The sequence below is a fragment of the Pseudovibrio sp. WM33 genome, from assembly GCF_001623165.1.
Lineage (GTDB): Bacteria > Pseudomonadota > Alphaproteobacteria > Rhizobiales > Stappiaceae > Pseudovibrio.
Map to the genome: position 1 here is coordinate 1 of NZ_LMCK01000153.1, position 25,017 is coordinate 25,017.

Annotated in this window: 22 protein-coding genes and 1 pseudogene; 10 read left to right on the forward strand and 13 right to left on the reverse strand. The window is 51.7% G+C overall.

The window, feature by feature from the left end; translation table 11 throughout:
- Positions 1–138 precede the first annotated feature (138 nt).
- The 5 genes from PsWM33_RS25785 to PsWM33_RS25805 form a co-directional block, all read right to left on the reverse strand.
- A complete protein-coding gene (locus PsWM33_RS25785; RefSeq protein ID WP_063302144.1) occupies positions 139–1,551 on the reverse strand; it encodes a 3'-5' exonuclease in 1,413 nt (470 codons plus the stop codon).
- A complete protein-coding gene (locus PsWM33_RS25790) occupies positions 1,551–2,072 on the reverse strand; it encodes a hypothetical protein (protein ID WP_057462084.1) in 522 nt (173 codons plus the stop codon). Before PsWM33_RS25790 ends, PsWM33_RS25785 begins: the two co-directional genes overlap by 1 nt.
- A 116-nt stretch (positions 2,073–2,188) precedes the next feature.
- A complete protein-coding gene (locus PsWM33_RS25795; RefSeq protein ID WP_063302145.1) occupies positions 2,189–4,018 on the reverse strand; it encodes a DUF294 nucleotidyltransferase-like domain-containing protein in 1,830 nt (609 codons plus the stop codon).
- Positions 4,019–4,123: 105 nt separating this feature from the next.
- Positions 4,124–5,911, reverse strand: coding sequence for a sodium:solute symporter family protein (locus tag PsWM33_RS25800; RefSeq protein WP_063302146.1), 1,788 nt, complete (start codon positions 5,909–5,911; stop codon positions 4,124–4,126).
- A gap of 14 nt (positions 5,912–5,925) precedes the next feature.
- On the reverse strand, positions 5,926–6,186 hold the full coding sequence (locus PsWM33_RS25805; RefSeq protein ID WP_057462081.1) for a DUF4212 domain-containing protein: 261 nt from the start codon (positions 6,184–6,186) through the stop codon (positions 5,926–5,928).
- A 1,151-nt stretch (positions 6,187–7,337) separates the two neighbouring features.
- Between PsWM33_RS25805 and PsWM33_RS25815 the strand changes: the two genes are divergently transcribed.
- Both PsWM33_RS25815 and betC read left to right on the forward strand, forming a co-directional pair.
- Complete coding sequence (locus PsWM33_RS25815; protein WP_063302148.1) at positions 7,338–7,886, forward strand: RNA 2'-phosphotransferase; 549 nt, start codon at positions 7,338–7,340, stop codon at positions 7,884–7,886.
- A gap of 157 nt (positions 7,887–8,043) precedes the next feature.
- Positions 8,044–9,552, forward strand: coding sequence for a choline-sulfatase (gene betC / locus PsWM33_RS25820; protein WP_063302213.1), 1,509 nt, complete (start codon positions 8,044–8,046; stop codon positions 9,550–9,552).
- Positions 9,553–9,673: 121 nt separating this feature from the next.
- Here betC and PsWM33_RS25825 read toward each other — a convergent pair whose 3' ends face one another.
- A complete protein-coding gene (locus PsWM33_RS25825) occupies positions 9,674–11,191 on the reverse strand; it encodes a multicopper oxidase family protein (RefSeq protein ID WP_153040019.1) in 1,518 nt (505 codons plus the stop codon).
- 159 nt (positions 11,192–11,350) lie between these two features.
- Positions 11,351–12,541, reverse strand: a complete 1,191-nt coding sequence (locus tag PsWM33_RS25830) for an MFS transporter (protein WP_082827163.1) — start codon at positions 12,539–12,541, stop codon at positions 11,351–11,353.
- 216 nt (positions 12,542–12,757) lie between these two features.
- Here PsWM33_RS25830 and PsWM33_RS25835 point away from each other — a divergent pair, with 216 nt between their 5' ends.
- Positions 12,758–13,666: a DMT family transporter gene (locus PsWM33_RS25835; RefSeq protein WP_063302150.1), complete on the forward strand. Its 909-nt coding sequence runs from the start codon at positions 12,758–12,760 to the stop codon at positions 13,664–13,666.
- Positions 13,667–13,672: 6 nt separating this feature from the next.
- Here PsWM33_RS25835 and PsWM33_RS25840 read toward each other — a convergent pair whose 3' ends face one another.
- Both PsWM33_RS25840 and PsWM33_RS25845 read right to left on the reverse strand, forming a co-directional pair.
- The gene (locus tag PsWM33_RS25840) at positions 13,673–14,638 is read right to left on the reverse strand and encodes a D-2-hydroxyacid dehydrogenase (protein ID WP_063302151.1); all 966 of its coding nucleotides are present in this window, start codon (positions 14,636–14,638) and stop codon (positions 13,673–13,675) included.
- A 4-nt stretch (positions 14,639–14,642) separates the two neighbouring features.
- On the reverse strand, positions 14,643–15,032 hold the full coding sequence (locus PsWM33_RS25845) for a winged helix-turn-helix transcriptional regulator (protein ID WP_063302152.1): 390 nt from the start codon (positions 15,030–15,032) through the stop codon (positions 14,643–14,645).
- Between the two features lie 236 nt (positions 15,033–15,268).
- On the opposite strand from PsWM33_RS25845, the gene PsWM33_RS25850 reads away from it, so the two are divergent.
- Positions 15,269–15,832, forward strand: a complete 564-nt coding sequence (locus tag PsWM33_RS25850) for a histidine phosphatase family protein (protein ID WP_063302153.1) — start codon at positions 15,269–15,271, stop codon at positions 15,830–15,832.
- Between the two features lie 11 nt (positions 15,833–15,843).
- Here the strand turns inward: PsWM33_RS25850 and PsWM33_RS25855 are convergent, their stop codons facing one another.
- The 3 genes and pseudogenes from PsWM33_RS25855 to PsWM33_RS25865 all read right to left on the reverse strand — a co-directional run bounded on the left by PsWM33_RS25855 (position 15,844) and on the right by PsWM33_RS25865 (position 18,061).
- Positions 15,844–16,692 carry an NAD-dependent epimerase/dehydratase family protein gene (locus tag PsWM33_RS25855; RefSeq protein ID WP_063302154.1) on the reverse strand — a complete coding sequence of 283 codons (849 nt, stop codon included), beginning with the start codon at positions 16,690–16,692 and terminating at the stop codon, positions 15,844–15,846.
- Positions 16,693–16,710: 18 nt separating this feature from the next.
- Positions 16,711–17,037: pseudogene (locus PsWM33_RS25860) on the reverse strand (DMT family transporter); the annotation flags it as partial.
- A gap of 205 nt (positions 17,038–17,242) precedes the next feature.
- Positions 17,243–18,061, reverse strand: coding sequence for a TerC family protein (locus tag PsWM33_RS25865; protein ID WP_063302155.1), 819 nt, complete (start codon positions 18,059–18,061; stop codon positions 17,243–17,245).
- Between the two features lie 314 nt (positions 18,062–18,375).
- Here PsWM33_RS25865 and PsWM33_RS25870 point away from each other — a divergent pair, with 314 nt between their 5' ends.
- The 3 genes from PsWM33_RS25870 to PsWM33_RS25880 all read left to right on the forward strand — a co-directional run bounded on the left by PsWM33_RS25870 (position 18,376) and on the right by PsWM33_RS25880 (position 20,226).
- Positions 18,376–18,912, forward strand: coding sequence for a Crp/Fnr family transcriptional regulator (locus PsWM33_RS25870; RefSeq protein ID WP_063296086.1), 537 nt, complete (start codon positions 18,376–18,378; stop codon positions 18,910–18,912).
- Positions 18,913–18,988: 76 nt separating this feature from the next.
- Positions 18,989–19,603, forward strand: coding sequence for an NAD(P)H-dependent oxidoreductase (locus tag PsWM33_RS25875; protein ID WP_063302156.1), 615 nt, complete (start codon positions 18,989–18,991; stop codon positions 19,601–19,603).
- 122 nt (positions 19,604–19,725) lie between these two features.
- Positions 19,726–20,226, forward strand: a complete 501-nt coding sequence (locus PsWM33_RS25880; RefSeq protein ID WP_057462069.1) for an AAA family ATPase — start codon at positions 19,726–19,728, stop codon at positions 20,224–20,226.
- A 115-nt stretch (positions 20,227–20,341) separates the two neighbouring features.
- Here the strand turns inward: PsWM33_RS25880 and PsWM33_RS25885 are convergent, their stop codons facing one another.
- Complete coding sequence (locus tag PsWM33_RS25885; protein ID WP_063302157.1) at positions 20,342–20,959, reverse strand: flavodoxin family protein; 618 nt, start codon at positions 20,957–20,959, stop codon at positions 20,342–20,344.
- Positions 20,960–21,058: 99 nt separating this feature from the next.
- On the opposite strand from PsWM33_RS25885, the gene PsWM33_RS25890 reads away from it, so the two are divergent.
- The 3 genes from PsWM33_RS25890 (at position 21,059) to PsWM33_RS25900 (ending at position 24,978) form a co-directional block, all read left to right on the forward strand.
- Positions 21,059–21,961, forward strand: coding sequence for a LysR family transcriptional regulator (locus PsWM33_RS25890; RefSeq protein WP_208994757.1), 903 nt, complete (start codon positions 21,059–21,061; stop codon positions 21,959–21,961).
- Positions 21,962–22,121: 160 nt separating this feature from the next.
- Positions 22,122–22,559, forward strand: coding sequence for a DUF488 domain-containing protein (locus PsWM33_RS25895; protein WP_063302214.1), 438 nt, complete (start codon positions 22,122–22,124; stop codon positions 22,557–22,559).
- A 199-nt stretch (positions 22,560–22,758) separates the two neighbouring features.
- Positions 22,759–24,978, forward strand: a complete 2,220-nt coding sequence (locus PsWM33_RS25900) for a TonB-dependent receptor domain-containing protein (RefSeq protein ID WP_063302159.1) — start codon at positions 22,759–22,761, stop codon at positions 24,976–24,978.
- The last annotated feature ends 39 nt before the right edge of the window (positions 24,979–25,017 follow it).

Consider the following 25,017-nt stretch of genomic DNA (forward strand, 5'->3'; position numbering starts at 1 on the left):
CCACTTTCACAACCTGTCCAAATTTCCCGAGCCAGCTCTTAAATTGAAAGTATCAAGTGCGAACACAGGAAAGGTGGAGAGGCCGTAAGGTAAAATTTTCCTAGCTTCATAATAGTCGACTGGCCAACACCCACAAATCTAGTTCATATCCTTCAACAGCCGCCCATGTTTCCTCGTTTGCTCGATGACTTCTCCGAAGGTGTTGAGGCCGTGGGAGGATAGGAGGGGGAGGAGTTTGCAGAGGGCTTGGGCGGTGGCCTGGGCGTCGCCGAGGGCTGTGTGGCGCAAAGCTATGGGGATTTCTATGCCAAGGCGGGTGCAAAGGGCGTCGAGAGTGTGCACCTGATCTGCGCCGAAAACGACCGCAGACAAGAGGACCGTATCAAGGATCGGATGGTCCCAGGCATGGCCGGACAAGTGGCCGTATCGATGTAGGAATGCCATGTCGAACGGAGCATTGTGCGCGACAATGACGGAGTCTTTGGCGAAAGCATGGAACTTAGAAATTGCAGTGATCGGGTCTGGGGCATTTGCCACCATGTCATCTGTGATCCGGTGAACTCCGGTTGAGGCAGCCGGAATGGGTCTGCCTGGATTGACGAGTTGGTCCACTGTTTCACCGGGAATGACACGTCCGTTGACAACCCGCACGGCCCCAATCTGGACAATGTCGTCCTTGTTTGGCATGAGGCCAGTTGTTTCTGTATCGAAAACGACGAAGCTCAGATCACGTAGTGAGCGTTCCTCAATTTCCTTTTCAAAATGGTGCTGGGCCGCTTCAAAATCATAAATCAGAGGTCGCGGGGCCTCTGGTGCGATGCGGGCGGTCGCATCGTCAATCAGGATCATGTAGCCCGACATCCCTCTGAGTTTTTTAAGGCGCAATTGAAAATTGAGGTTGCCACGGGCTCCTTTCACATCAACAGCAATTTCTGTTTTCAATTCGATCAACTGATCGTAGGCAGCGCGCACCTCTTCCTCGATAAAATAATCAAAGATGGATGCACTCAAACGTGGAACATGAACCTGCTCAAGAATGTCTGCGGCTTGACCGTCATAAAGCATGATTTTGTGCGTAGAGCTGACGAGCACGATGGCGACGGGGATCTCAGTTAACAGCAAGGCCAGCTGCTCGCGCTCGCTCGCCAGCTGCGCCGTTGCATCAGAAACCAACTCATCAGTTTCTGCACTGTCATTGGTTAAACGCCAGGCAACCGCATGAGCCGCAGGCGCAAGGTCACCAAGGTATTTCGCTTCTTCAAAATCAATTGAGGCATCAACATTAGCATGAGCTGTCGTGCGGATGGCAGCGGAGAGACGTTGCACTGGTTTGGCAACATTTTCGTCAAACAGAAGCCAGATGCTGACTGAGATCGCAAGAAGACCGAAAATGGATAGAATACCGGCCAACAGGAAGCCTGAGGCCGGTGTTGTTTCTGCAATACGGGTGTATCCAAAATAAAGCGCAGCCCCGACAACGGCACAGCTTGCTGCGGCAACACCCGCGAACAAGAGGAAAATCCGAAATCGTAAACTGAGGCCTGTTAACATTACCCCGCTCCGCATATTGTTGAGGTGATCCTGTCATTTTCGGGCACTGACACCCACTGAGCCCCAGAGATGCTTCCACCTTCCTCAAAAATGATACCGTCAGCCAATGCTGCCCGTCGGCTGGTGGCGCAATCGGTAAGCACAGGAAGCTTGTTCACCGGAGACCAGCGGCCAAAGAAGTAAGCTTGCGCCAGTTTCATGCCCGGCTGCTCTGGATGTGTCTGGATCGTAGCAGTATCAATCGCGACAAATCTTTCCGTGAAGGGAAACAGATAGGTCCATGGACGATAGAAGGCTTTGCTTTCTACAGTTTCAGCAACCACTATGCCATCAGGGAGCGTATCTTTGGTGCGCGAAAACCAGCTGTACTCGCTGGAGATTGTTGCCAGCAACATGGCAGCACCGGCAGCAACCGGGGCAAACCAGCGCGGCAAACGCCCACCAAGAACATGATTGATCAACATCACAAGACCAGCTCCGGCAACGCCTGCAATGAAGGTCCCGATCAATTCAAGAAACATGTTATTCCTCCCAGGTGACTGTGGTCGCTTTTGTCTCACCACAGCTTTGATTATTATTGGTCTAGAGCGGAGCGAATTCTTGTTGCTTGATTGAATCCAATCAAACAGAACGCCCTCTAGCTTAGCATTCCACGGCCATGCCCAACTGCTGACTGCATGGTTTTAACAACAACAAACGCATCCCGGACATGGGAGCGTTCAAAATCTGACAGGCTAGAAGGCTGCAGAAAATTATCGGGTTGAGCGCCTTGTTTAACCAGATCGGCCTGATGCTGGATTCGCGTCTCGGCGATCAGGTCATAAGCATCCAGAAGATCTCCTGCGCCTGATTTGCTCAGTTGGCCACTCTCACGAGCTTCTTCCAGCCGTGCGCGGGTATTAACCGCCCCGATCTGTCCTTGCAGCGCATAGATCCGAGCCAGATCAACCACTGGCACCACGCCGTTATGCTTCATGTCCAACGTGTTCTTATGCTCACCAGAGCGGATGGTTGCCAATCCGCGCAGCAGGCTGAGTGGCGGCGTATGCTTCAACGAGTTACTGACCATGTGCGCCACGAAAATCGAGTTACGGCTTGAAGCTTCCAGTGTTTGTGTTTGCAGGTCCTCAAAGAGCGAGACTTCGCCGCCAATTGGCCTGAGGTCAAACATGACAGAACTGAGCATCTGCGCTTCTGGGTCCGGTTTGTTGATCCACCCTTCAAAATAGGTTTTCCAGACAGATAACGGCTGGCTCCAGCGCGGGTTCGTCGCCATCATGTCACCTGGGCAGTAGATGTAACCACTGGTGTTCAGGCCATCACACACAAACTTTGCCAAATCAGCAAAGTACCCAAGCCGTTGCTCGTCGGTAACGTGGTCATCCAAAAACAGACAATTATCCTGATCACTGACCCCGGTCTGTTCGCGGCGCCCTTGCGAGCCACAGGCAAGCCAAAGATACGGGACGGGCGGAGAACCAAACTTTTCTTCCGCCAGCTTCAGCAAGCGACGGGTTGCAGCATCAGCAATATCAGAGATCAACCGTGTGACTATTTCGTGCCGACTGCCACCTGCCACCAGCTGCACCAGCAGGTTGGGTATCCGTGCCGTCACCCGTGCTATGTCATAGGCATCTTTGGCCCTGGCAACTTCGCTGACCAACTCAGCTGAACTGATGGCCTGAAACCGTGTCAAATCCGTTTGCGTCACCATGCCGACGAGGCGCTCACCCTCCACGATTGGGACATGACCAATGCGCCGTTCCATCATCAAATGTAAAAGATCCGACCCGATGGCTGATGGTGCAAGCACAATGGGATTAGCCGTCATGACAGCTTCAACCGGTGTCTCAACTGATAAAGCAGATGCCAAAACCTTAAAGGAGAGGTCCCGCACCGTAATGATCCCGATCAGCCCACCTTTTGCATCTGTCACACACAGCGAAGAAACGCGGGCATCCCTCATCTGCTGGGCAGCATGTTGCACTGTGTCGTCAGGACGACAGGTAATCGGGTTGGGCGCCATAAACGATTCAATTGGAATGGCGGCCAGATCATTTTCGCGGGTCCGCGGCTTCTGAGTCCGGTCAAAGAAACGGGCAACGGGTTGATGTGCTGCGATCAGCTCTGTCAATAATGCAGGCGGGAGCACCAAAAGGACGGTTGGCTCACCGGCTTTTGCGGATGTAACCGCGCGTCCGTCCAGAAACAGACCGCGCTCCCCAAACGAATTGCGAATGCCAAGACGGCTTATGACTGCATCATTCTTATCCCGGATTTCAACGCCGCCCTCGTAGATGAGAAAGAGCCCCGGCAGTTGTTCTCCAAGCTCATAAATATCAGCGCCGTGGACACGCTCCCACACTGTTATCTGATTGGACAACGCCTCTTGATCTGTTTCTGGAAGAACATCATAGGGATGCACGGATTTCAGAAACTGCAGGACTTGCTCTGATGTAAGAGGCATGGCTCCGCCTTCAGCTGGAAGAAATAAAGTCCTGCCCAGCATAGGCCGGGCAGGACAGGATCAAAAGACAGCGGGTTACTGAGGTTCAGCAACCCGCGTCAGTTATCAATGGTCCTGAGCTGCACCGGCTCCACGAGGGATGCGTACGCTTTCCACGAGGTCCTTGATCACCTGAGGTGTTTCCTTCGTCATGCCTGCAACAAAGTAAGCAACAGCGAAGTTCACAGCCGCACCAATCGCACCAAACGATGTGGACTTGATCGTACCAAGCAGCGGATCAGCATCAGAGAAGCTGGCGGTTCCTGGAATGAAGAACCAACCCTTGTGCAGGAAGATGTAAACAAGGGTCACAACCAGACCAGACAACATACCTGCAACAGCGCCAGTGTTGTTGATGCGGGTTGAGAAGATACCCATCATCAGCGCAGGGAAGATGGATGCTGCAGCAAGACCGAAGGCCAGTGCCACCGTTTGCGCCGCAAAGCCCGGAGGATTGAGCCCCAGATAGGTTGCCACTACAATCGCAACCGCCATGGCCACTCGGGCAGACATCAACTCACTCTTTTCTGAGATTGATGGCTTAATTGCCCCCTTGATCAAATCATGGCTAACCGCTGAGGAGATTGCGAGCAAGAGCCCTGCCGCTGTTGAAAGGGCCGCTGCCAAGCCGCCTGCAGCGACAAGACCAATCACCCAACCTGGCAGGTTTGCAATTTCCGGGTTCGCCAGCACGAGGATGTCACGGTTGAACTTTGTCAGCTCATTTCCAACCCAGCCTTTTTCGCCGGCAAGAGTTTGCATTTTTTCTCTCTTGTCGTTGTAGTACTGGATTTTGCCGTCGCCGTTCTTGTCTTCCCAAGCCAGAAGTCCTGTCTTTTCCCAGGTGTGCATCCAGTCGTATTTTGGGTCGTTCTTAATCTGTGCAACTTCAACAGCACCACCATTAATGCCGCCGTTTGGCCACATCATATCTGTGATGTTGAGACGTGCCATCGCGCCAACTGCAGGAGCGGTGATGTAAAGCAGTGCAATGAACACCAGCGCCCAACCTGCGGACCAGCGTGCATCAGCCACTTTAGGCACGGTGAAGAAGCGCATGATCACGTGCGGCAGACCAGCGGTACCGATCATCAGAGACAGCGTGAACAGCACCATGTTGAAGGTGTCAGCATTGTTCGATGTGTATGAGTTGAAGCCAAGCTCAGTCACCACCTGATCCAGTTTGGTCAGAAGTGGTTCGCCACTTGCAACATCATTGCCGAACAGACCAAGCCCTGGAATTGGGTTGCCAGTCAGCTGCAGCGAGATGAAAACTGCTGGAATGGTATAAGCGGTAATCAGCACCACATACTGAGCGACCTGCGTATAGGTAACGCCTTTCATGCCGCCAAATACAGCGTAAGCAAACACAACACAGGCACCGATCAGCAGGCCTGTTGTGTTGTCAACTTCCAGAAAGCGGCCAAAGGCAACGCCAACACCCGTCATCTGACCGATCACGTAAGTGGTTGACGCAACAATCAAGCAAACCACAGCAACAATACGAGCGGTCTGACTGTAGAAGCGATCACCGATAAACTCAGAGACGGTGAACTTGCCGAATTTGCGCAGATACGGAGCAAGAAGCAGTGCCAACAGCACATAGCCACCGGTCCAGCCCATCAGGAAGGATGAGTTGTCATAGCCGGTAAACGCAATAAGACCGGCCATGGAAATAAAGGATGCCGCAGACATCCAGTCAGCTGCAGTTGCCATGCCATTGGTGACAGGATGGACGCCGCGGCCCGCAGCGTAAAATTCAGATGTGGAACCCGCACGGGCCCAGATCGCGATGCCGATGTAGAGCGCAAAGGAGCTGCCCACAAATAGCAAGTTGATAGTAAACTGATCCATGATCTGAAAAGCCCCTATTCTTCTTCAACGCCGTGTTCACGGTCGAGACGGTTCATGCGCCAGGCGTAGAAAAAGATGATCGCCAGGAAGACCAGAATGGAACCCTGTTGTGCGAACCAAAACCCCAGATCAGTGCCGCCAACACGAATGCCGCTCAGCAGCGGGCGCAGCAAAATGCCAAACCCGAACGAGACCAGAGCCCATATAACGAGGCTTATTTTGATGATACGCATATTGGCAGCCCAATACGCGTTGTTGGATGAGTTATCTGACATGCTCTCCTCCCGTTTGGGCCGGATGAAATTCAACCGGACGGCATATGCCCCCAAATCTCAAACTGGATTTGCTGTTGATGACCAGTACCTCCCACTGGTCAGCTGGCTTGGAGAGTATTTGTTGATCTTGTTTGGCCTAACAAACCCCATCAAGAAAAGCCGCTCAGATGACGTTGAATCCCATCAAAAACATCACCTTTTTTAGAATCTAAGCTTTACATTTGCGTAGAGTTACGAGCTCGCAGACTTACACAGCTAGCCACTTGCTCCCTTAAACCCGCCCCACTTCATCAGGAGGGCGTTGCGTCAGTTCCCCAAAGCCGGAACTGAGCTATCACAAGATCCTCCAACGACTCCCACACAAGCCACCTTCAGCACCCAGTTTGTTCCCCCAAAGTCAACTTGTACACGCCTACTTACGTAGAGAATACTTATGTATTACAACCAAAGACTTTGAAACTACTTGCAACTTGGCAATCTCTGTAGGGGGCATATGTAGGTGAGATTGGTGAAGAGGTTGTCGTGTAATGTAACAAAAAAATTCAGTCTGCTTAAAGTGATCGAGTTAATGCTGCGATTGGTAGAAAAGAGACAATTTTAACATTGGTGATGGATCGATACCATTCAATATTTGATCAAAGCGACGAAAATCCAGTTCCAAAAACGCTTGCTGACGGAGTCACTACGAAGTACGCTTCATAGCATTAGTGGAGGAGGAAGAGTGCCGAGAGACGGCATCCTTTCATCCATCGAATGCTTCTGAATGTGTGGTTGTTTATCGGGATCTGGTAATTTAAGTGGGTGGGGCACTGCAGGGAATTTATGTTTCTGACGATAATCGTAGGTAGGTGGTTTGCACCAGCGCACCCAGGTCATGTGAGGGCGTTGACCGGCCCATGATAAAAAACACGAGCATCAGAGTGATGCACGTGAGCAGGGCAGATCTCAGCAATGTCATTAAACGAAACGGCATGCAGCTGTCGGTCAACTCTCAAACAAAGAATGGCGCAGAATAGTCAGAGGACTATGGCAATACCATGGAACTTGGCAGAGAAAAAGACAGGAAAGTTGAGTGCCTTGGAAAACCCATGCTACCACGATAGCTTATCAATGATTCTCGTATTTATTGCCAAGAAAAAGTTAGAAGCTTCATGCCCAAAATAAACAATACCGATGCCGTTGCGGCCAGCAAGTACCTAAGTTTCATCCTTCGACATAAGCCAGAGGAAATCGGTTTGCAGCTTGACCCGGAAGGTTGGGCAAACATCAACGAGTTGATCGAACGTGCAAAACCTCAGATCGAGCTGACATTTGAAATGATTGAGCAGGTGGTGATTGAAAGCGACAAGCAACGTTTTAAGCTGTCAGATGATAAAATTCACATCCGCGCAAATCAGGGACATTCCGTCAAAGTGGATCTGAAACTTATCCCCGTGACGCCGCCAGCCGTCCTTTATCATGGTACAGCTGAGCAAAACTGGGACTCAATTATGAAGCAAGGCCTGAAGGCCCAATCGCGTCATCACGTTCACCTTTCCCAAGACAGAGAGACAGCGATCAAAGTTGGTCAACGCCATGGCAAGCCCATTGTGCTTCTGATCGATTCAGAACGAATGCATCATAGCGGTGTGCAGTTCTATCAATCCGACAACGGGGTATGGCTGACAGATGTTGTCATGCCCGAGTTTATCTCGAGATAACCTTCGCTTAGGGTCTCTATTCATCGCCCGACTGACGTTGTATGCATAGGGGGTATTACTGACTCGCGTTTCAGATCTTGCGCATGGCGATGATGTCAGAGCGCAGGTGATTGAGCGTGCAGGTCACTCCTTCTCACCAAATTTCAGCCGGTACCCAATGAGCAAACCAAACATTCTGATATTTATGGTCGATCAGTTGAACGGAACTCTGTTTCCTGATGGTCCGGCTGATTGGCTGCAGGCGCCGAACCTTAAGAAGTTGGCGGAGCGTTCGACACGCTTCAAGAATGCCTATACAGCGTCGCCGCTTTGCGCACCGGGACGGGCCTCGTTTATGTCAGGTCAGTTGCCAAGTGCTACTGGTGTTTATGATAATGCGGCAGAGTTTGCATCCTCCTTGCCGACGTATGCGCATCACCTGCGCCGGGCGGGTTATCAGACTTGTTTGTCGGGTAAGATGCACTTTGTTGGCCCTGATCAGCTTCACGGGTTTGAAGAACGACTGACCACCGACGTCTATCCGCCTGATTTTGGCTGGACGCCAGATTACCGCAAGCCTGGGGAGCGGATTGACTGGTGGTATCACAACATGGGGTCAGTGACCGGATCAGGTACTGCTGAGATCACCAATCAGCTGGAATATGATGATGAGGTTGCCTACCACGCCACGCGCAAGGTGTACGATCTGGCGCGGGGCAATGATGAGCGGCCATGGTGCCTGACGGTATCGTTCACCCATCCCCATGATCCTTATGTGGCACGGAAGAAATACTGGGATCTCTATGAGGACTGTGAGCATCTTCTGCCGCAGGTTCCTGCAATGCCTTACGAGAACCATGATGCGCATTCAAAGCGCATCTTTGATGCCAATGACTGGCGCTCCTTTGATATCAAAGAGGAAGATGTCCGCCGGTCTCGCCGCGCTTATTTCGCGAATATCTCGTACATTGATGACAAAATCGGCGAGGTCATGACTGCACTGGAGAGCACGCGGCAAGAGGCGATTATCCTGTTCGTTTCGGATCATGGCGATATGCTGGGTGAGCGCGGTTTGTGGTTCAAGATGTCGTTCTTCGAAGGTTCAGCGCGTGTGCCGCTAATGATTTCAGCCCCACAAATGGAGGCTGGGTTAGTCACGACACCCGTCAGCAACATTGATGTGTGCCCGACGCTGTGTGACTTGGCTGGCATCAGTATGGCAGAGGTGATGCCGTGGACTACCGGAGAGACGCTGGTTGGACTGGGTCAGGGAGGAACGCGCACCTCTCCCGTTGCGATGGAATATGCGGCAGAAGCCTCTTATGCACCTATGGTGTCACTGCGAGAAGGCCATTGGAAGTTCAACAAATGCCTGTTGGATGAAGATCAGCTCTTTGATTTGGAAGCTGACCCGCATGAGCTTCACAATCTGGCTCAAAACCCTGAATATCAGAGGGTCACAGACGAGTTCCGTACAAAAGCCGCTGCGCGTTGGGACCTGGAACGCTTTGATGAGAATGTCCGTGCCAGTCAAGCGCGCAGGTGGGTCGTGTATGAAGCGCTTCGTCAGGGCGGGCACTACCCTTGGGATTACCAGCCCCTGCAAAAAGCCTCCGAACGCTACATGCGCAACCACATGGATCTGAATGTCCTGGAAGAAAGCCAGCGGTATCCGCGGGGGGACTAAGTTCAGCCGAACAGACAAAGATCTGCACCGCATTATACCGGAGCAACTAAGGTCAGTTGAGTAGCCCGATGAAAACGAGTTCCTCGGGCTATTCGATCAATCAATACACCTTAAGTGCAGATCAGACTGCTACGGGAGCTGAGTAGGGTGTGGCATGATCTTCAACCGTGAACTGACCCATCATGCCGCAATCCTCATGCTTAAGGATGTGGCAGTGATACATATACGGGGTCTTGCTGTCTGCTTTATGGTCGAACTTGACCAGAAGCTCTGAAACTGAGCCGGGAGCAGCATAAATCATATCCTTCCAGCCACTTGCGTAATCAGGCGGGGTAACGCCCATTTGCTTCAAAATGCGGAAGGAACACCCGTGAATGTGGAATGGATGGGCTCCATCTTGTGAGGTTACTCTCCAGATTTCGTATTCACCTGTGGGTACAGCTTCATTGATGAAATTCATGTCCATCGGTCGGCCATTGATCCCCATTGCGATTTGGTTTTTGCCATAACACCGATTGCCAAGGGTTGGAGCGATGGACGAAAAACGCTGAGGCACGTTTTCGCTTAGGTCAAAGCTGCGAATACGTTGAGCTGCTTTCGGTTCTGCAGCTGGCAATACGGAGAGATTGGTTGGGAGCGAACCTGTAAAACCACGTTTGTTTTTATCCGGAACGAGTGCGACAGCCATTACAGGTGTTGTTTTTGACGTTGTATCGACAATGCCTGGCTTTGCGATGATTTCCTCATCGTCAAAACGAACGGTCATCAACGAGACAGGATGACTCGCATCCACCAATATCTCATAGCGTTCGCCCGGAGACAGGATGATGAAGTCGGTGCTTACTGGTTTAGTCAGAAAACCACCGTCTGATGCAATGACATGCATAGGCTGATTTTCTGAGAGGGACAGTTTAATAAATGCGCCGTTGGAGGCGTTGAGAACGCGCAAGCGCACGAGGCCGGGTGCAACTTTCTGAAGCGTTGGAGCAAGGGTGCCATTCACCGCAAGTGTATCGTTGACGTTGGATGGTGAGAAAACAACACTGCCCGTTGAATCCAGCTTTTTGTCCTGCAATACGAGCACAAAATCATCGACACCCATCGTTTTGGGCAGGTCCGCTGCAAGGCTGTTATCATCCTCCACAATGAGGACGCCTGCTAAGCCTTGATAAACCTGATAGCCCGTGCTGCCATGTGTGTGGGCATGGTAAAAGTTCAACGATGCAGGATTGGCAATTGGCAAAACAGGTTTCCAGGTCGCTCCCACCTCCAGGGCCTGATGAGGGCCGCCGTCTAAACTTCCGGGAATATGCAGACCATGCCAATGGATTGCGGCTGGCTCATTAATTTTGTTGGTCAGCTCAAATGCAGTTTCCTGCCCTTTTCTGACGCGGACGATAGGCCCTAGGTATGTGCCGTTGATGCCAAACGTGTCAGAAAGCGTGCCATTACCAAAGTTGTGCTGTGCCATTTGCAGGTCAAGCCGGACAGGTGTCTCCGCAGAGTTCAGTGTGTCAATTACAGGAATGGGTTTGAGCGAGTGGTGACTGTTGTTGTTAAACGCCCAGCTTCGAGTTGCCAGCAGGCCACTTGTTGCAGCGATCCCGGCCATGAATTGGCGTCTTGTTGTTGTAATCACGAAGGTCTCCGTTCTAATCTTAATTGAGGTCGATAAGAAATGAAGGTCGACCCGCGAATATCGGTAAGGATGTTTGCCGACGGTGATTACAATGACCGTGAAGCTTAAGTGTATCTTAAGTGCTCGTTACCTTGGGCTTGCTTGAGAAACTGCTCATATTCATGCGTGTTCCTCGCGCACCTCTAGTATTTGGTTGTTTGTAATGAACAGCAAAATGACATGCCCTAGAAGTCCACAGGCACTTATGGCGAAGACGAACCAGTAGTAGTTTGCTGCGGGAAACCCAACGATGAGCAGGGAGAGCAGGAAGCCGAAGAGGGTTCGTTGGATGTAGGTCAGGGAGCTTATTACGGACAGGTAGCTGCCAAAAATGTCCTTTTCAACCATACTCATAACATATGTATTGAAAGCGACGCGTTCGGCAGATCCCATAGCACCAAGTATTCCCATGCCAATTACAATGGTCGGTAGGGTTGGAAACAGGCTGATTGTGAGTAGCGTTAGGGTATAGATAACTAGGCAAATTCTCATGGTCATCAGAGCAGATTGAGTGGTAACGATCCGGCTAACGAGAAAGCCAGAGAGTGCTGCACCTAAGCCAAATGAGATAGAGAGTTTAGCAAGGTCGGAAATATCCAGTTTGAGTACGCTGCTCAGATAGATAGGGTGCACTACGTTGAGCATCATAATAGCAACGTATGTAATGTTGGCGCAAATCCCAAGCAGTACCAAATCCTTCCGTTTGAGAATACTGCGGAAGACCATGCGCGAAACGCGTGCACGGGCCGGTCTTGCTTGCTGTGTATAAGGAATGAAGCACAGCAGAAATGCGGAAAGCAACATCAGGCCGCTGTTCAGCTGCAATAGGAACTGGAAGTCGTTGCTGTTCACGGCGTAGATCATCAACAGACCCACCACAAAGGTAGAAACCTGCATTTCCACCTGCATCCAGCCGTTGACTTTTCCGCGCTCACTTTCCGCAAACACTTCCTGAATGAACGCTGTCAGGGCGTTGTAGAAGAACAAAAAGAAGACCTGTGAGGCGAAGTAGAACACGCTCAAACTGGCGACTTTAAGAAATGAATTGCCATAGGCGACGGATGCAATCTGTAAGACAATCGCCATCATCACGATGCAAACCATCAGGGTTGATCGTCGTGAAAATCTGTCCACCACTCTGCCGGAGACCGGTGCTAGAAAGATCAGTAAAGCAGTGGCATAGGTTGCTGTAAAGGCGAGAACTTTCTCACCGCCAAGTGACTTCGAGAGCTCCCAGGGGACGACCGTAAGTGCGATCCCCATGGCAATGGATGCTATAAAATTCGAGAAGGTTAAAACAAACAATTTCATATCGACGTCCCCCTGCAGCTCAAAGGAACACATTTAGAAAGAAAAAACTATCTTTATTTGATAAAAATGATATCTCACACTAAAATATGACCCGAATAATTGTTCTATATTTCTCAATAGTAAGTGAGTTTGCGGACTGTTCAGCCTCAAGAAACCTATGGAGTCTATAGGCCCCTGTCCCTTATGCTGGATGTGTTGGGTTGAGGATATATCAAAATGGAACTTTGGATTCCGATCACCATTGCAGCGGCGTTTAGCCAGAACTTGCGTTCGGCGCTGCAAAAGCATCTAAAAGGTAAAATCGGAATCACCGGAGCCACGTTTATCCGCTTTGGCTTTGGTTTCCCCATCGCGGTGTTTTATCTTGCGGTGATCCTCAAGATAACCGGAGAGTCGGTTCCTGATGTGGGAACGACCTTCTACTGGGCCGCCGCGTTTGGTGGCTTAGCGCAGATTATTGCCACCTTTTTGCTTGTGCACCTGTTCTCCTATCGCAATTTTGCAGTCGGCACGGCGTATTCCAAAACAGAACCGGTTCAGGCAGCGTTGTTCGGCTTCATCTTGCTGGGAGAGCAATTGACACCGCTCGGCATGGGCGCGATTGCGTTGGGGATCATCGGCGTGTTGTTCATCAGCTTTGGCAAGCAACGTCCATCGGGTTCTATGGTGCTGTCTACGCTGGTTGGTAAGCCAGCGTTGATTGGCTTGGCGTCAGCTGCATTCTTTGGGGCATCGGCTGCGTTCTACCGCACAGCTTCACTCTCCGTTGAAGCCGACTCCTTCTTGCTGCAGGCGGCATTTACGCTAGTGTGTGTGACGGCCTTTCAGACCGTTGTCATGGGCAGTTGGATGACTGTGACGTGTCCTGCAGAGTTACGCGCAGCGATACGAAACTGGCGCTTGTCAGGTCTGGTTGGGCTTGCGGGCATTGCCGGGTCCATCGGCTGGTTTACGGCAATGACATTGCAGCAAGTGGCGTATGTGCGCGCGCTGGCTCAGATTGAGCTGGTGTTTACGCTGGCCGCATCCTGGATGTTCTTCCGTGAGAAGATTACGCCGATTGAGCTGGCAGGGTGCGTGCTTGTTGCCCTTGGTGGTGTCGGCATTGTTATTGCTGCCAGCTAAAGGGCTTTAACTGCCTGTACGACCAACAGCGTTGGTTGGCGTGCCCTTCTGGAAGCTTTCCATGTGAGAGATCAGCTGATCCCATAGGGTCTGCATGGCTTCTTCTGAAGCCCAGGCTACATGTGGGGTTACGATCACGTTTGGCCGCTCCAGAATGCTGAGCAGGGGATTATCCTCCTGCGGTGGTTCTGTGGTGAGCACGTCAAATCCCGCTGCTGCGATTTTCTGCTTGTCGAGCGCCTGAACCAGTGCAGCTTCATCCACCAGTCCGCCACGAGATGTGTTGATGAGGATTGGCTTTTGAGGCATCGCCTCGAACTCAGGCGTGGAGATGATACCGCGTGTTTCTGGAGTTAGCGGCGTGTGCAGGGAGATGACATCACTGCTGGTGATCACCTCTTGCCAGGCGGTGTAACCAGAGCGAACCTCCGTTGCACCCTTACGCTCGGCAAACACAACGTCCATGCCAAGAGCTTCGCCAATGCGTGCGGTGCCCTTGCCCAATGTCCCCGAGCCGATTATGCCTAAGCGGGAGCCTGCGAGATCCTTGATCGGGTGATTGAAGAAGCAGAACTTCCCGGACTTCTGCCATTCGCCGTTGATCACGTCTTCGCGGTATCCCGACAGCGAGCGCCGCAAAGCGAAAATGAGAGCGAAGGCATGTTCCGGAACGGTGTTGACCGCGTAACCGCGCACGTTGGACACCACGATGCCCAGCTCGTCACAGGTTGCGATGTCCACCTTGTCGTAGCCTGTTGCTGCAATGCAGATCAGCTTCAGGTCTGGCAGTTGCTTCAACACGTCGGCGGAAAGAGGCACCTTGTTGGTGATGCAGATCTGAACCCCGTGCAGCTTCTCCAGCACTTCCTCAGGAGAGGTGTTGTCATATTCCACCCAGTCATGCGGAAAGGTTGGTTTGGAGGTGTGGACGCTTGGTCCAATGGTCCCGCGGTCCAGAAAAGCAATCTTCATATGGTTACCCTGAAAATGTTGGAAGCAATGCGTCAAAGATGGAGGATGGTTCGGTGCTCTCATCATCCACGCCATTGCGGGCCTGCCCCCAATCGCTCAGGGCGTTGAGAACCGGAATAAGCGACAAACCGTCTTTGGTCAGCGAATATTCCACGCGCACGGGCACTTCAGCAAATACCTCACGGCGGACGATGAAGTGTTCTTCCAGTTCTCGAAGAGAACGGGTCAGCATCCTGTCGGAGGCGCCGGGCATCAGTTTCTTCAACTCGGAAAAACGCTTGGAACCGGTTACGAGATGGTAGAGCAGGATCGGTTTCCACTTGCCGCCGATGATTGCTACGGTGGTGGCGACTGCTTCTATTGAGCCGATATGAGCTGCACTGTCACTTGTCATTTTTGCTTACACGCTTGTTCGTATCACTCGTCATGCGGGTAGGACGCACACTTACAGGTGCTATATCAGCTTTTAATCAAAATCAAACGAAGTTTCAGTGAGCTAGAGCTGAATAAGCTCAGCCTAACAGTTAGCCTTGCGTAAGGCTTGAGCCCTCTCAAAACGCTCTGGACACGCCTTCAGGTTCCCGCCAATATCCGTAGCTTCGATTTATATGATTTGAGTTGGATGGTCCTTTGACGAGATACCCGGAAATTTTCGTGCTTCGGCATGGTCAAACAGAATGGAACGTAGCGGGCAGATTTCAGGGGCACCAGAATTCTCCACTTACGGAGAAGGGCAAGGAGCAAGCTCTGCTGCAAAACAAGCTGCTCTCAGGTGTTGAAGCCCTGCCAGCCACTGCGTTCGTCAGCCCGCAGCCCCGCACGGTGCATACAGCACAGCTTGCTCTGGGGCCTCAGGTTGAGCAGAAGCTGGATGATCGACTGAAAGAAATCAACTTCGGTGCTTGGGAAGGGCTGACCAAGCAAGAAGTAAAAAGTCTGGTCGGAGATGACTTCGAAAGCGGCCTCTGGCATTTTCAGAGCCCGCAGGGTGAAACCTTTGAGGCGATCTCAGGCCGCGTTCAGCATTTTCTGGAGGAGCTGACCGAGCCGGCCGTTGTTGTCACACACGGCATCACCTCCATCATCCTGCGCGGGCTCTATATGGGGCTCAACACACTGGAACTCCTGCAACTCCCCCGCAAACAAGGCTGCATCTATCACCTTTCCAACGGGTCAGAGCAGGTGCTGGAATAAGAACCTGCTTATCAGAGAGCGTTATGCATGGCAGCGAAATCGAAGCTGTCGTGCTTGCTCTCCCAGTTCAGCGCTTGCTTCGCATAACTGGGGGCGTAAACACGGTCGATTGACCCGGGCAGTGTCCAATCTTGCGATTGAAATAGTTTTACAATCGCGGGGGATCTCCGGGTGATAACGGCAGGTGCATCTGTTTTAAGCTCCTCTGCGTCTTCGGGCAGGAAGGGCGTTTGGCCGGAGATGATGAAGCGGTCAAAATCGTTGCCGTCATCAGTAAGTGCAGCCACGTGCGCTGCCGCAACGTCTCGTTTGTCGATCCCGCGATGGAGACGATAGGCAGCCATAAGAGCAGGAGCCTCCGGAAAACAACGGGACATACGCAGGGCTCTCACCTTAAACTCACTGCTTGCCAGTGGAGCCAAACGGTCTTCTGCTTCAAGTTTGGTGCGGTGGTAGACCGTGCGCCGCTGGGGTGTTGTCTGCTCTGTAACCCAGGCTGCTGTATCAGCAGGTGTACTGGCAAAACCATAAAGTGCTGTCGTGCTGGTGAAGATGAAGCGTTGAGCACCCTCAGTCCGTGCCGCGCGTGCTAGGGCGACAGTGCTCTCAACATTGATATCGTGAAACTCTTCCTCTGAGAACACATCCACATGTGGTGCATGGAGAGCGGCTGAGTGTATCACCGCGAACGCACCCTGACAGAGGTGCTGCATCGTCTCTGCATCAGAAATGTCAGCAATGTGTGTTGTTGTTGGTGCAGCGACACGGTCTACGCTAACAACGCTGTAAAATGGCTTGAGAGCAGAGACGACCTCGCTGCCAATGCGACCGGAACTTCCTGTAACAATGACTTTCTGCATTTCTGGTGTTCCTGAAAGTTACCGCACCATCAAATAAGCACCGGAGATCAGCAGCATGGCGGCGAGGGCGCGGCTGAGGTCTATGGAGCGGATGGGCAGGTTGAAGAGACCGAAGTGATCGATGACCATACCAGCCATTAATTGCCCGACGATGATGAGCAGCACGGCAGAGGTTGCCCCCAACTTTGGCAGAGTCTGGGTGATGGTGAGGTAGAGGATCAGGCCAAAGACACCGCTGGCCAGCATGTACCATGGGATGGTGCGCCACTCGCTGATCTGCTCACCCTTGCGCGCAAATAACAGCGCGAGGGAAGCGATCAATCCGCCTGCATGGATGATGACGCTGGCAGCAACTCCACCAACGCGTTAGCCCATAATACCGCCCATTGGCGCTTGCAGGCCAACGGCGACACCGCCGAGCAGACCGATAAAGCAAATCGCGAGTAGTTCCAGCACAGATAGAGATCCGATTCTTGTAGAGATTAGAGCAGCTAATCCCCTCTGTATCGGTCTCCACCTGCTCTGCCTATGCAGAAATGCTGATCAAACCCTATAGGTTCGCTAAACTGCCGAAGCGGGTTGCTTGCCTGTTTTCCACTCGGCCTGGCCTTGAAGGTTTGGTCAGGTACCGGATGTTGGATTTCCGGCGTGCCTGAACAGCCTTTATCTTCTTGCTCAGCTGAATGTGAACGATCTCCAACAGCAAACCAAAAGCCATCGCAAAGTAGACATAGCCCTTGTTGATGTGGATCTCGAAGCCCTCAGCCATGAGAAGACCACCGAGCAGAATAAGGAACAGCAGGGCCAGCGCTTTCAGGCCCGGGTGCTTTGTGACGAGCTGGTTGATTGCACCAGCTGTCAGCACCATGACAACGGCAGATGCCAGAATTGCCGCGACCATGATGGGCAAATCATCTGTCAAACCAACAGCGGTGATCACCGAGTCCATGGAGAACACGGCGTCCATCGCCACGATTTGCAGCAGCACGACTGTCATGCCGTTTGCCAGGTGAGGTGCGTGTTCAGTATCACTCGCCACCAACAGGTGTTTCAACTCCGCCACGCTCTTGGCCAGCAGGAATGCACCGCCGCCAATTAGGATTAGGTCACGACCGCTGATATCAACGGTGCTGACCTGAAACAGCGAGTAGGTGAGGGACATCACCCAGCTGATGGAGAACACAAGACCCACACGAGCAAGCACGGCCAGTCCGATACCAAGGTTTCGGGCAATAGCGCGTTGGTGTGCAGGAAGGCGCTCACACAGAACCGAAATGAACACGACGTTATCAACGCCCAAAATCAGCTCTAGTCCAAACAGGGTAAGAAAGATTAGCCAAACCTGTGGCTCAAGGAGAAGCTCTATCATTGGTAAGGCTCCCTGATCAGAACCTCACCGGTGATCGGTCGACAACCAGAAGTGTCGTCCATTGTTTTTTGTACCTCGACAAAGGAAGATAGCCATATCCGCTGGCATTTGGGGCCATCACCTTGTGCTTCACTTGCCAGCGGCGGGCATATTCGTGGATTTTCTGATGTTGATAAATAGGTGTAACTACCTATTTTACTGAGGGGCGTCCTTAAGGCATCTAGAAGAAGCTTGGGAAGCAAACTGCCAGGAAATAGTGAGATTTCTGGTCGGAACAACAGCTCTCACACAGCAAAAAGACCAATGGAACCAATATGCAAGAGCTGCAACGCAAATTGATGGATTACCTCCGCCCTAACGTGACACGCGTTGAAATGGGCCGAAAAGCATCTTTGCTGGATCAGGGCGATGTGAGTCAAAAATTGTTCTTTGTCGAAGCGGGGTGTCTGAGGCTTTACCGCGTGGATGAAGAGGGCGAGGACACCACTCTGTTTTTCTTCATGGAAGGGGAAATGGTTGCTTCATTTGAGAGCTTTCTGCAGTCCGAGCCCAGTGAATTTGGCATAGAGGCCGTGGCGCCAACCATAGTTCAGTGCATTGAAAAGACAAGTGTTTTTGAACTTCTCGATAAAAATCTTGAGTTTCGCACTCTCACATTCGATATGCTTATCAGCCGATTGGCGTCCTATCAGCGTTTGTTTCTCAACACGATCAGAAACAGTCCGCAAAAGCGCTATGAAGATCTGGTGAAGTCCAATCCAAAGCTCTTTGAAACGGTTCCTCAGCACTACATCGCGTCTTATCTCGGCGTGACGCCGGTTTCGCTGAGTCGCATTCGGAAAAAAGTTTGAGCGGCGTTAACAAAGGATAACGCGGTTTGCGACAACTCCAGTCTAGTTTTGCAAAAAAGCAAAACAGGAGTGAGACATGCGTGTCCTTATCGTCTTCAACCACCCGTATGAGGGCAGTTATTGCCATGCGGTCCTCGGTTCCGTCATGAAAGGTTTGCTCAGTAATGATCATGAGGTGGATCTGATCCACCTGGACAATGATGAGTTTGATCCGGTGATGAGATCGAAGGATCTGAAAGCCTTTGTTTCAGCCAGAACTCAGCCGCAGGAATCCGCAGAATTGCTGGACCCTCAGGTGCAGGACTACAAGGTGCGTCTGCAAAGGGCAGAGCATATCATTTTCATCTTCCCCATCTGGTGGGAGCTGATGCCCGCGCTCACGAAAGGCTTTATTGACAAGGTGATCTTTCCCGGCATTGCTTACGACTATAATGAGCACGGTACGCGGATGCTCTGCAAGCTGTCTGAGCTGCGGGGCGTCACCATGATCACCACCATGAACACACCCGGTTTTGCCTATCGCTTGATCTTCGGCAACGCGATCAAAAAGGCCGTGCTGACTGGTACATTCTGGAAGATGGGCGTTAAGAACCGCCGATGGGTCAACCTAACCTATGTGAAGTTTTGCAAGGAGCGCAAACGGAAGAAATGGCTCTCCGATATTCAGCGAAGCATGGCCAGACTGACCTGAGTTAATCTCGCTGCAGTTTCGCGCGATTTCGGGGTGCTATGTCGCATTGTATGACCCATGGGGCATGAGGCTATGATAGCCTTATAGATATTTTGACGGATTGATTTGCAAGGGAGGTAATTATGACTGCTCAGGAAACAAAACTGCTTCTGGTGTGCGGAAAGATTGCCTCCGGCAAATCCACTCTTCTCACGCATCTGGTGAATGATCATCATGCGGTGCTGATCAGCGAAGATCATTGGAACGCTACGCTCTTTCCCGATGAGTTGAATACGTTGGAAGACTACGTGAAGTATTCTGCCCGCGTGAAAAAAGCGCTTGGCCCGCACATTGTGGGTCTGCTGCAGCACGGTGTTTCTGTCGCGCTGGACTTTCAGGCCAACACGGTGCGGGATCGCAAGTGGATGAAGAGCTTGTTTGAGGCTGCTAATGTCGCCCACGAGCTGCATTACCTCTCCGTGCCTGATGAGGTGTGCAAGGAACGCCTTTGGGTGCGCAATGAGGCAGGCGAGCATCAGTTTACGGTCAGTGAAGCTCAGTTTGAGCAGTTCACCAAATACTTTCAGGCGCCAACTGTTGATGAAGGTTTCAATGTCATCCTGCACGATTTTCAGGCCGCCTGACGAAAAAGGCCCCTCGGCAAAGAGGGGCCAGTTTTGCAAAAGTCGTTTGCCGTAATGAGTTTCTCTCATCGCTTAATGTTGCTGTAGGGCCGACTTCTACGTTTTGCGAATGTTTTTAGGCTGTTGCTTCCAACTCTTGCGGTTGGGTGGCAGGTGCCTTGCCCCAGCGCAGAGACGCTTCTGCAATGCGTTTACCAAAAGCTTCTGCGGTGCGATGGTCCGCGTTTGGTGGCGCGACCTCAGGCCCTTCGTCCACGTTGGCCTGCGCCATCATGCCCTGATAAGCGCCAAGGCGGTTGATGGAATCTGCGGTGCTGGTGCTGGAGTTGTTGCCCGGTGCATCATTTGCACCCACCCAGATCATGCCGTGCTGAGCTGCAAAAACAGACATCTGGATGATCGTGCTCTGCTTATCACCCGCTGGGGAGGCTGAGACAGTAAAACCCGCTGCCAGCTTGTTCTGCCAGCCGCGGTGCATCCAGATCTGACCGGTCGCATCCATGAACATCTTAAAAGGACCGCTGACAGACCCCAGATAGGTTGGTGAGCCGAAGACGATGGCATCGGCGTTGTTTAGAACTGTGAAATCGTCATTCAAGCCATTCACGTCAACCAAAACACCATCTGCGTCTTCAACCGAGTTGATGCCGTTTACGACAGATTTCGCCAGCGTTTCGGTGTGACCAAAACCAGAGTGGTAGGCAACAGCGACAGAAACTCTCTTATCCTGCATGTTTTGTTCCTTTGAAATTGAGAGTGTGCATTCTGCCGATACATGAGGGGCTGGCTTAATGAATACAAATGCATTAATTCAATAAGAACTATGCAGAAAATGAATTATTTAGGACTTGATGGCCGCGCCCTGATGATGTTGAAGCTGATCCATGAAAGCGGATCAGTGACGCAGACTGCCCAAATGCTGGGCGTGAACCAGTCCACCGTCAGCCATGGATTAGAACGGGTGCGGGGGCTTTTGGGAGACCCGCTGTTCGTCAAAGCAGGCCGCAACGTGGTGCCGACAGAGCGTATGGATGCTCTGATGCCCATGGTGGAAGAGCTGCTGCAAACGCTGGCGTTGATCGGTGAACCGTCAAAATTTGATCCGTCCACCGCAACCAACCGCTTTGTGATTGACTGCCGTGATGAAGACCATAACCTGCTGATCCCCTCAGTAATCAAGCGCTTACGGCAGGAGGCTCCTGGTGTAACTCTCCGTTGTCGCCTGTCTCATCGTCACGAGGTCGCCTCTCTGGTGGATGGCGATGCCGATTTGCTGTTCACCCCGCTGCCACCACCAGACTCCCATGAGTTTGTTGGGCAAACGCTGTTTGATGATGAGTTTGTGGTGTTCTACGACCCTAAAACGCGAGATGCTCCGGACACGCTGGAGAAGTATGTCGCGGCACCGCATGCCAACATGCTGGTAACCGCTGATGAAGTGACATTCATTGACCGCGCATTGGCTGAGTTGGGCCACAAACGGCAGACGGTCTATTCCGCCCCCAGCTTCAACGCCCTTGCTGCGACACTGCCAGGTACAGACCTGATTGCGACCATGCCCCGCAAACTGATCTGCGGTGGCATAAAGTCCGGCCTCGCCTCCTGCAAGTGCCCAGCCCCTGTCGTCGACGTTGGCATCAGCGCCATCTGGCACATCCGCAACCGTACCTCCCCCGCCCACAAATGGTTCCGCGACCTCATCCTGTCTCAGGCACAAGCGCTGTTTGGAGGTTGAATCTTTCCGCCGTTCTGCTGAAACGCACCCGAACCAATTGCGAGGCATTGAGGGGACGCTGGAGAAGGAGAGCATGTTTCTGCTTTTGATCACGAACATGGCGCCTGCATTGCGGATGAACTAAAACAGGCTTGCTTGGCTGAGAGATAAAGTGATTGATATGACCCTGACAACAATCGGTTTCACCAAAACAACAGCAGAGAACTTCTTTGGCCGCTTGCAAAGTGCGGGCGTCAAGAAGGTGATTGATGTGCGCCTCAATAACACTTCTCAGCTGGCCGGTTTTGCCAAGTCCAATGATCTGGCCTTCTTTCTGGAAGCCATTGGCGGCATTGGCTATGAGCACGAGCCATTGCTGGCACCGGATCAGGATATGTTCAAAGCCTTCAAGAAAGAGAAGGGCGACTGGACCATCTTCAAAGACCGCTTCATGGGCCTGCTCTCCCAGCGCAAGGTGGAGAGCAAGTTCAAAGCAGATATGTTCGAAGGCGCCTGTCTCCTCTGCTCCGAACACTTCCCCCACGAATGCCACCGCTCCCTCGTAGCCAACTACCTCAACAGCCGCTGGGGCGGAGCACTGAAGGTGACGCACCTTTGACTTCGGGGAAGCTGATTGGTTTCAGATTTCGTGAGTGCATCAATCATCGCAGAACTGCAGGAATCGATTTCTACCACTTGCAAGTGTTGAGAAATATTTATCCAAAACTCCAAAAATAAAACTTGATTATATTGCTCATGTTTTATAGTTAGAGGCCAGCCGCAAGCCAATCTCTCTTTCTATAAACATCGGTAATATAATGAAGTTCTCTCCGAGACCGGAGCAGGCTTGCAGCACCCTAGTGCTTGTCGCCTGCGCTTTTTCACTATCTGTGCAATCTGCTCAAGCTCAATCCAATAAATCGAAAGAAGGCGAAGATACCGACGCGCTGGACCCGATTGTTGTGACCGGGTCTACAGACAACAAAGACACTATTGCGCAGTCCGAAATCACAAGTGACCTGATTGACCGCACTCTGTCCGCGACGATTCCTGGCTTGCTCTCCAGCCTCCCTGGTATTGAGTTGATCGGCAACAGCCGTGTTCTGGGGCAATCCATCAACATGATGGCTTTTGGCGACTCTGAAGATATTGAAATCACCATTGATGGCGCTCAAAAGTCTTTTGAGAAGTACCAGCAGGGATCGGTCTTTATCGACCCAGAACTGCTTAAGGTCATTGATATCACCAAGGGTACTTTTTCCGCCGAAAAGTATGGTGCATTCGGAGGCTCTGTTGAGATGACAACTAAGAGCGCTTCGGACATGTTGCGTGATGGCCAGTCGTATGGTGCTTTTGCGAAAGTCGGCTTTGCTTCCAACGGCAATGAGCTCGTCAAATCAGCTGCCACCTATGCCCGCTTGGAGGAGCAAGGCTTTGAAGTGTTGGTTGCCGGAACGCACCGAACCAACGACGACTACTCAGTTGCAGGTAATGACGAAGATCTGACGCTTTCTGCAGGCAGTATGTTGACAGGCCACTTCAAAGCAAGCCTGGAGCGTGAGGACCACTTCTTTGAGTTAAGTGGCATACATTCTTACAGCGATGACTACAAACCATGGGCTGCCAGACGTGGTTTGATAACGGCTTCACAGTGGTCTTTGAATAAGTATGGCTCTTTGGAAGAATACCTGAAAACTCAGGCTGTTGACCGTGAGATGAAGGATACTTCATTGAGCGGGACTTATGAATATAACCCAGGCAGCGATCTTATTGATTTGGCGTTCAAGGCTTCTTACTCCAAGACAGCCCAGCATGACACGCGTCGGGTACCCGTCTCTGATCCGGACTACAGCGCAGGCCTTTATGTTGGGGGTGACGACAGCACACTGGACTATTCCATCTACAAACTGGACCTTCAAAACACCTCTGCCTTTAATTGGGGTGACTTTGAAAATACGCTGAAATATGGCGTGCAAATGCGCCACGAAATTCGCGACAGTATGGCTTTTAAGAAGAGTTATGTCGGGCGGCCTGAGTACAATGATGGGCACTTGCAGCCTTATAATATTCCGAGTGGAACGCAGACAATTTGGTCCGCCTGGGGTGAATACACGATCGGCTTTGCTGGATTAGAACTGACGCCAGGGCTGCGTTATGACTACATTCATTCCAAAGGTGAAACCAACCTTGCACCTAAATATAACAATCCGGAGATGAACCATGATTACGGTACTGTAGAGCGCTTTGGATTCTCTCCAAGCATTAGCGCAGTTTACTCTCTGACACCTAACATCAAACTCTTTGGTGACTATGCTTATAAGCTTCGCGCCCCACTGGTTGATGAGTTCTATGATGTAGGCAGCTCCCGCGCGACGGCAACGCAACTGCAAAATGAGCGTGTTTCTGCCAAACGCATCGGTGTGGCTTCAACCTTCAAGAATGTGCTGATACAGAACGACACGGTCACGGGTCGTATGGCGATCTACCGCAATGATGTCTCCAACAACATCTACCGATTGTTGAGTGAGAACTCGAGAAACTATGACGCTCCTGCGCCAACATATGGCAATCTTGCTGGCTACTATACGCAGGGCTTTGAAGCCGAGTTGTATTACGACAGTGAGCGGTTCTTCGGCAGCATTGCGTATTCCAGAATGCAGGGCAAACATGATGGGACGCTTAGAGATGTCAATGCAACGACGGGCCAGTATGTGTCTGAAGTTGCTCCAACAAAGTTGATCGTTAGCCTGGGTTACAAGGTGCCAGAGGCGGACATCACATTTGGTTGGAAAGGTCGTTTTGTTGATGCTCAGGACCGGGTGCCAGACAACCACACCAGCCTTTATAGCCCGAGCAAAGGCTATGCGGTCCATGATGTGTTTCTGGCATGGACTCCAAAAGAGGGGCGTTTTGAGGGATTGGAGGCCCGTGCTTCCATTGAGAACATGTTCAACAAAAACTACCGCCCTTATTTTGCTGATGGAGCAGCGCCTGAGAAGGGCGTCAACTTCAAGAGTTCAGTGAGCTACAAGTTCTAAGCGTTTTGAGAGCGGAGGTGATGAGCCTCCGCTTTTTTG

What these genes read in the sequence shown, in the direction of transcription:
- PsWM33_RS25785 (WP_063302144.1), bottom strand. Translation starts at nt 1,551, where the DNA reads ATGTTAACAGGCCTCAGTTTACGATTTCGGATTTTCCTCTTGTTCGCG.
- PsWM33_RS25790 (WP_057462084.1), bottom strand. Translation starts at nt 2,072, where the DNA reads ATGTTTCTTGAATTGATCGGGACCTTCATTGCAGGCGTTGCCGGAGCT.
- PsWM33_RS25795 (WP_063302145.1), bottom strand. Translation starts at nt 4,018, where the DNA reads ATGCCTCTTACATCAGAGCAAGTCCTGCAGTTTCTGAAATCCGTGCAT.
- PsWM33_RS25800 (WP_063302146.1), bottom strand. Translation starts at nt 5,911, where the DNA reads ATGGATCAGTTTACTATCAACTTGCTATTTGTGGGCAGCTCCTTTGCG.
- PsWM33_RS25805 (WP_057462081.1), bottom strand. Translation starts at nt 6,186, where the DNA reads ATGTCAGATAACTCATCCAACAACGCGTATTGGGCTGCCAATATGCGT.
- PsWM33_RS25815 (WP_063302148.1), top strand. Translation starts at nt 7,338, where the DNA reads ATGCCCAAAATAAACAATACCGATGCCGTTGCGGCCAGCAAGTACCTA.
- betC (WP_063302213.1), top strand. Translation starts at nt 8,044, where the DNA reads ATGAGCAAACCAAACATTCTGATATTTATGGTCGATCAGTTGAACGGA.
- PsWM33_RS25830 (WP_082827163.1), bottom strand. Translation starts at nt 12,541, where the DNA reads ATGAAATTGTTTGTTTTAACCTTCTCGAATTTTATAGCATCCATTGCC.
- PsWM33_RS25835 (WP_063302150.1), top strand. Translation starts at nt 12,758, where the DNA reads ATGGAACTTTGGATTCCGATCACCATTGCAGCGGCGTTTAGCCAGAAC.
- PsWM33_RS25840 (WP_063302151.1), bottom strand. Translation starts at nt 14,638, where the DNA reads ATGAAGATTGCTTTTCTGGACCGCGGGACCATTGGACCAAGCGTCCAC.
- PsWM33_RS25845 (WP_063302152.1), bottom strand. Translation starts at nt 15,032, where the DNA reads ATGACAAGTGACAGTGCAGCTCATATCGGCTCAATAGAAGCAGTCGCC.
- PsWM33_RS25855 (WP_063302154.1), bottom strand. Translation starts at nt 16,692, where the DNA reads ATGCAGAAAGTCATTGTTACAGGAAGTTCCGGTCGCATTGGCAGCGAG.
- PsWM33_RS25865 (WP_063302155.1), bottom strand. Translation starts at nt 18,061, where the DNA reads ATGATAGAGCTTCTCCTTGAGCCACAGGTTTGGCTAATCTTTCTTACC.
- PsWM33_RS25870 (WP_063296086.1), top strand. Translation starts at nt 18,376, where the DNA reads ATGCAAGAGCTGCAACGCAAATTGATGGATTACCTCCGCCCTAACGTG.
- PsWM33_RS25875 (WP_063302156.1), top strand. Translation starts at nt 18,989, where the DNA reads ATGCGTGTCCTTATCGTCTTCAACCACCCGTATGAGGGCAGTTATTGC.
- PsWM33_RS25880 (WP_057462069.1), top strand. Translation starts at nt 19,726, where the DNA reads ATGACTGCTCAGGAAACAAAACTGCTTCTGGTGTGCGGAAAGATTGCC.
- PsWM33_RS25885 (WP_063302157.1), bottom strand. Translation starts at nt 20,959, where the DNA reads ATGCAGGATAAGAGAGTTTCTGTCGCTGTTGCCTACCACTCTGGTTTT.
- PsWM33_RS25890 (WP_208994757.1), top strand. Translation starts at nt 21,059, where the DNA reads ATGAATTATTTAGGACTTGATGGCCGCGCCCTGATGATGTTGAAGCTG.
- PsWM33_RS25895 (WP_063302214.1), top strand. Translation starts at nt 22,122, where the DNA reads ATGACCCTGACAACAATCGGTTTCACCAAAACAACAGCAGAGAACTTC.
- PsWM33_RS25900 (WP_063302159.1), top strand. Translation starts at nt 22,759, where the DNA reads ATGAAGTTCTCTCCGAGACCGGAGCAGGCTTGCAGCACCCTAGTGCTT.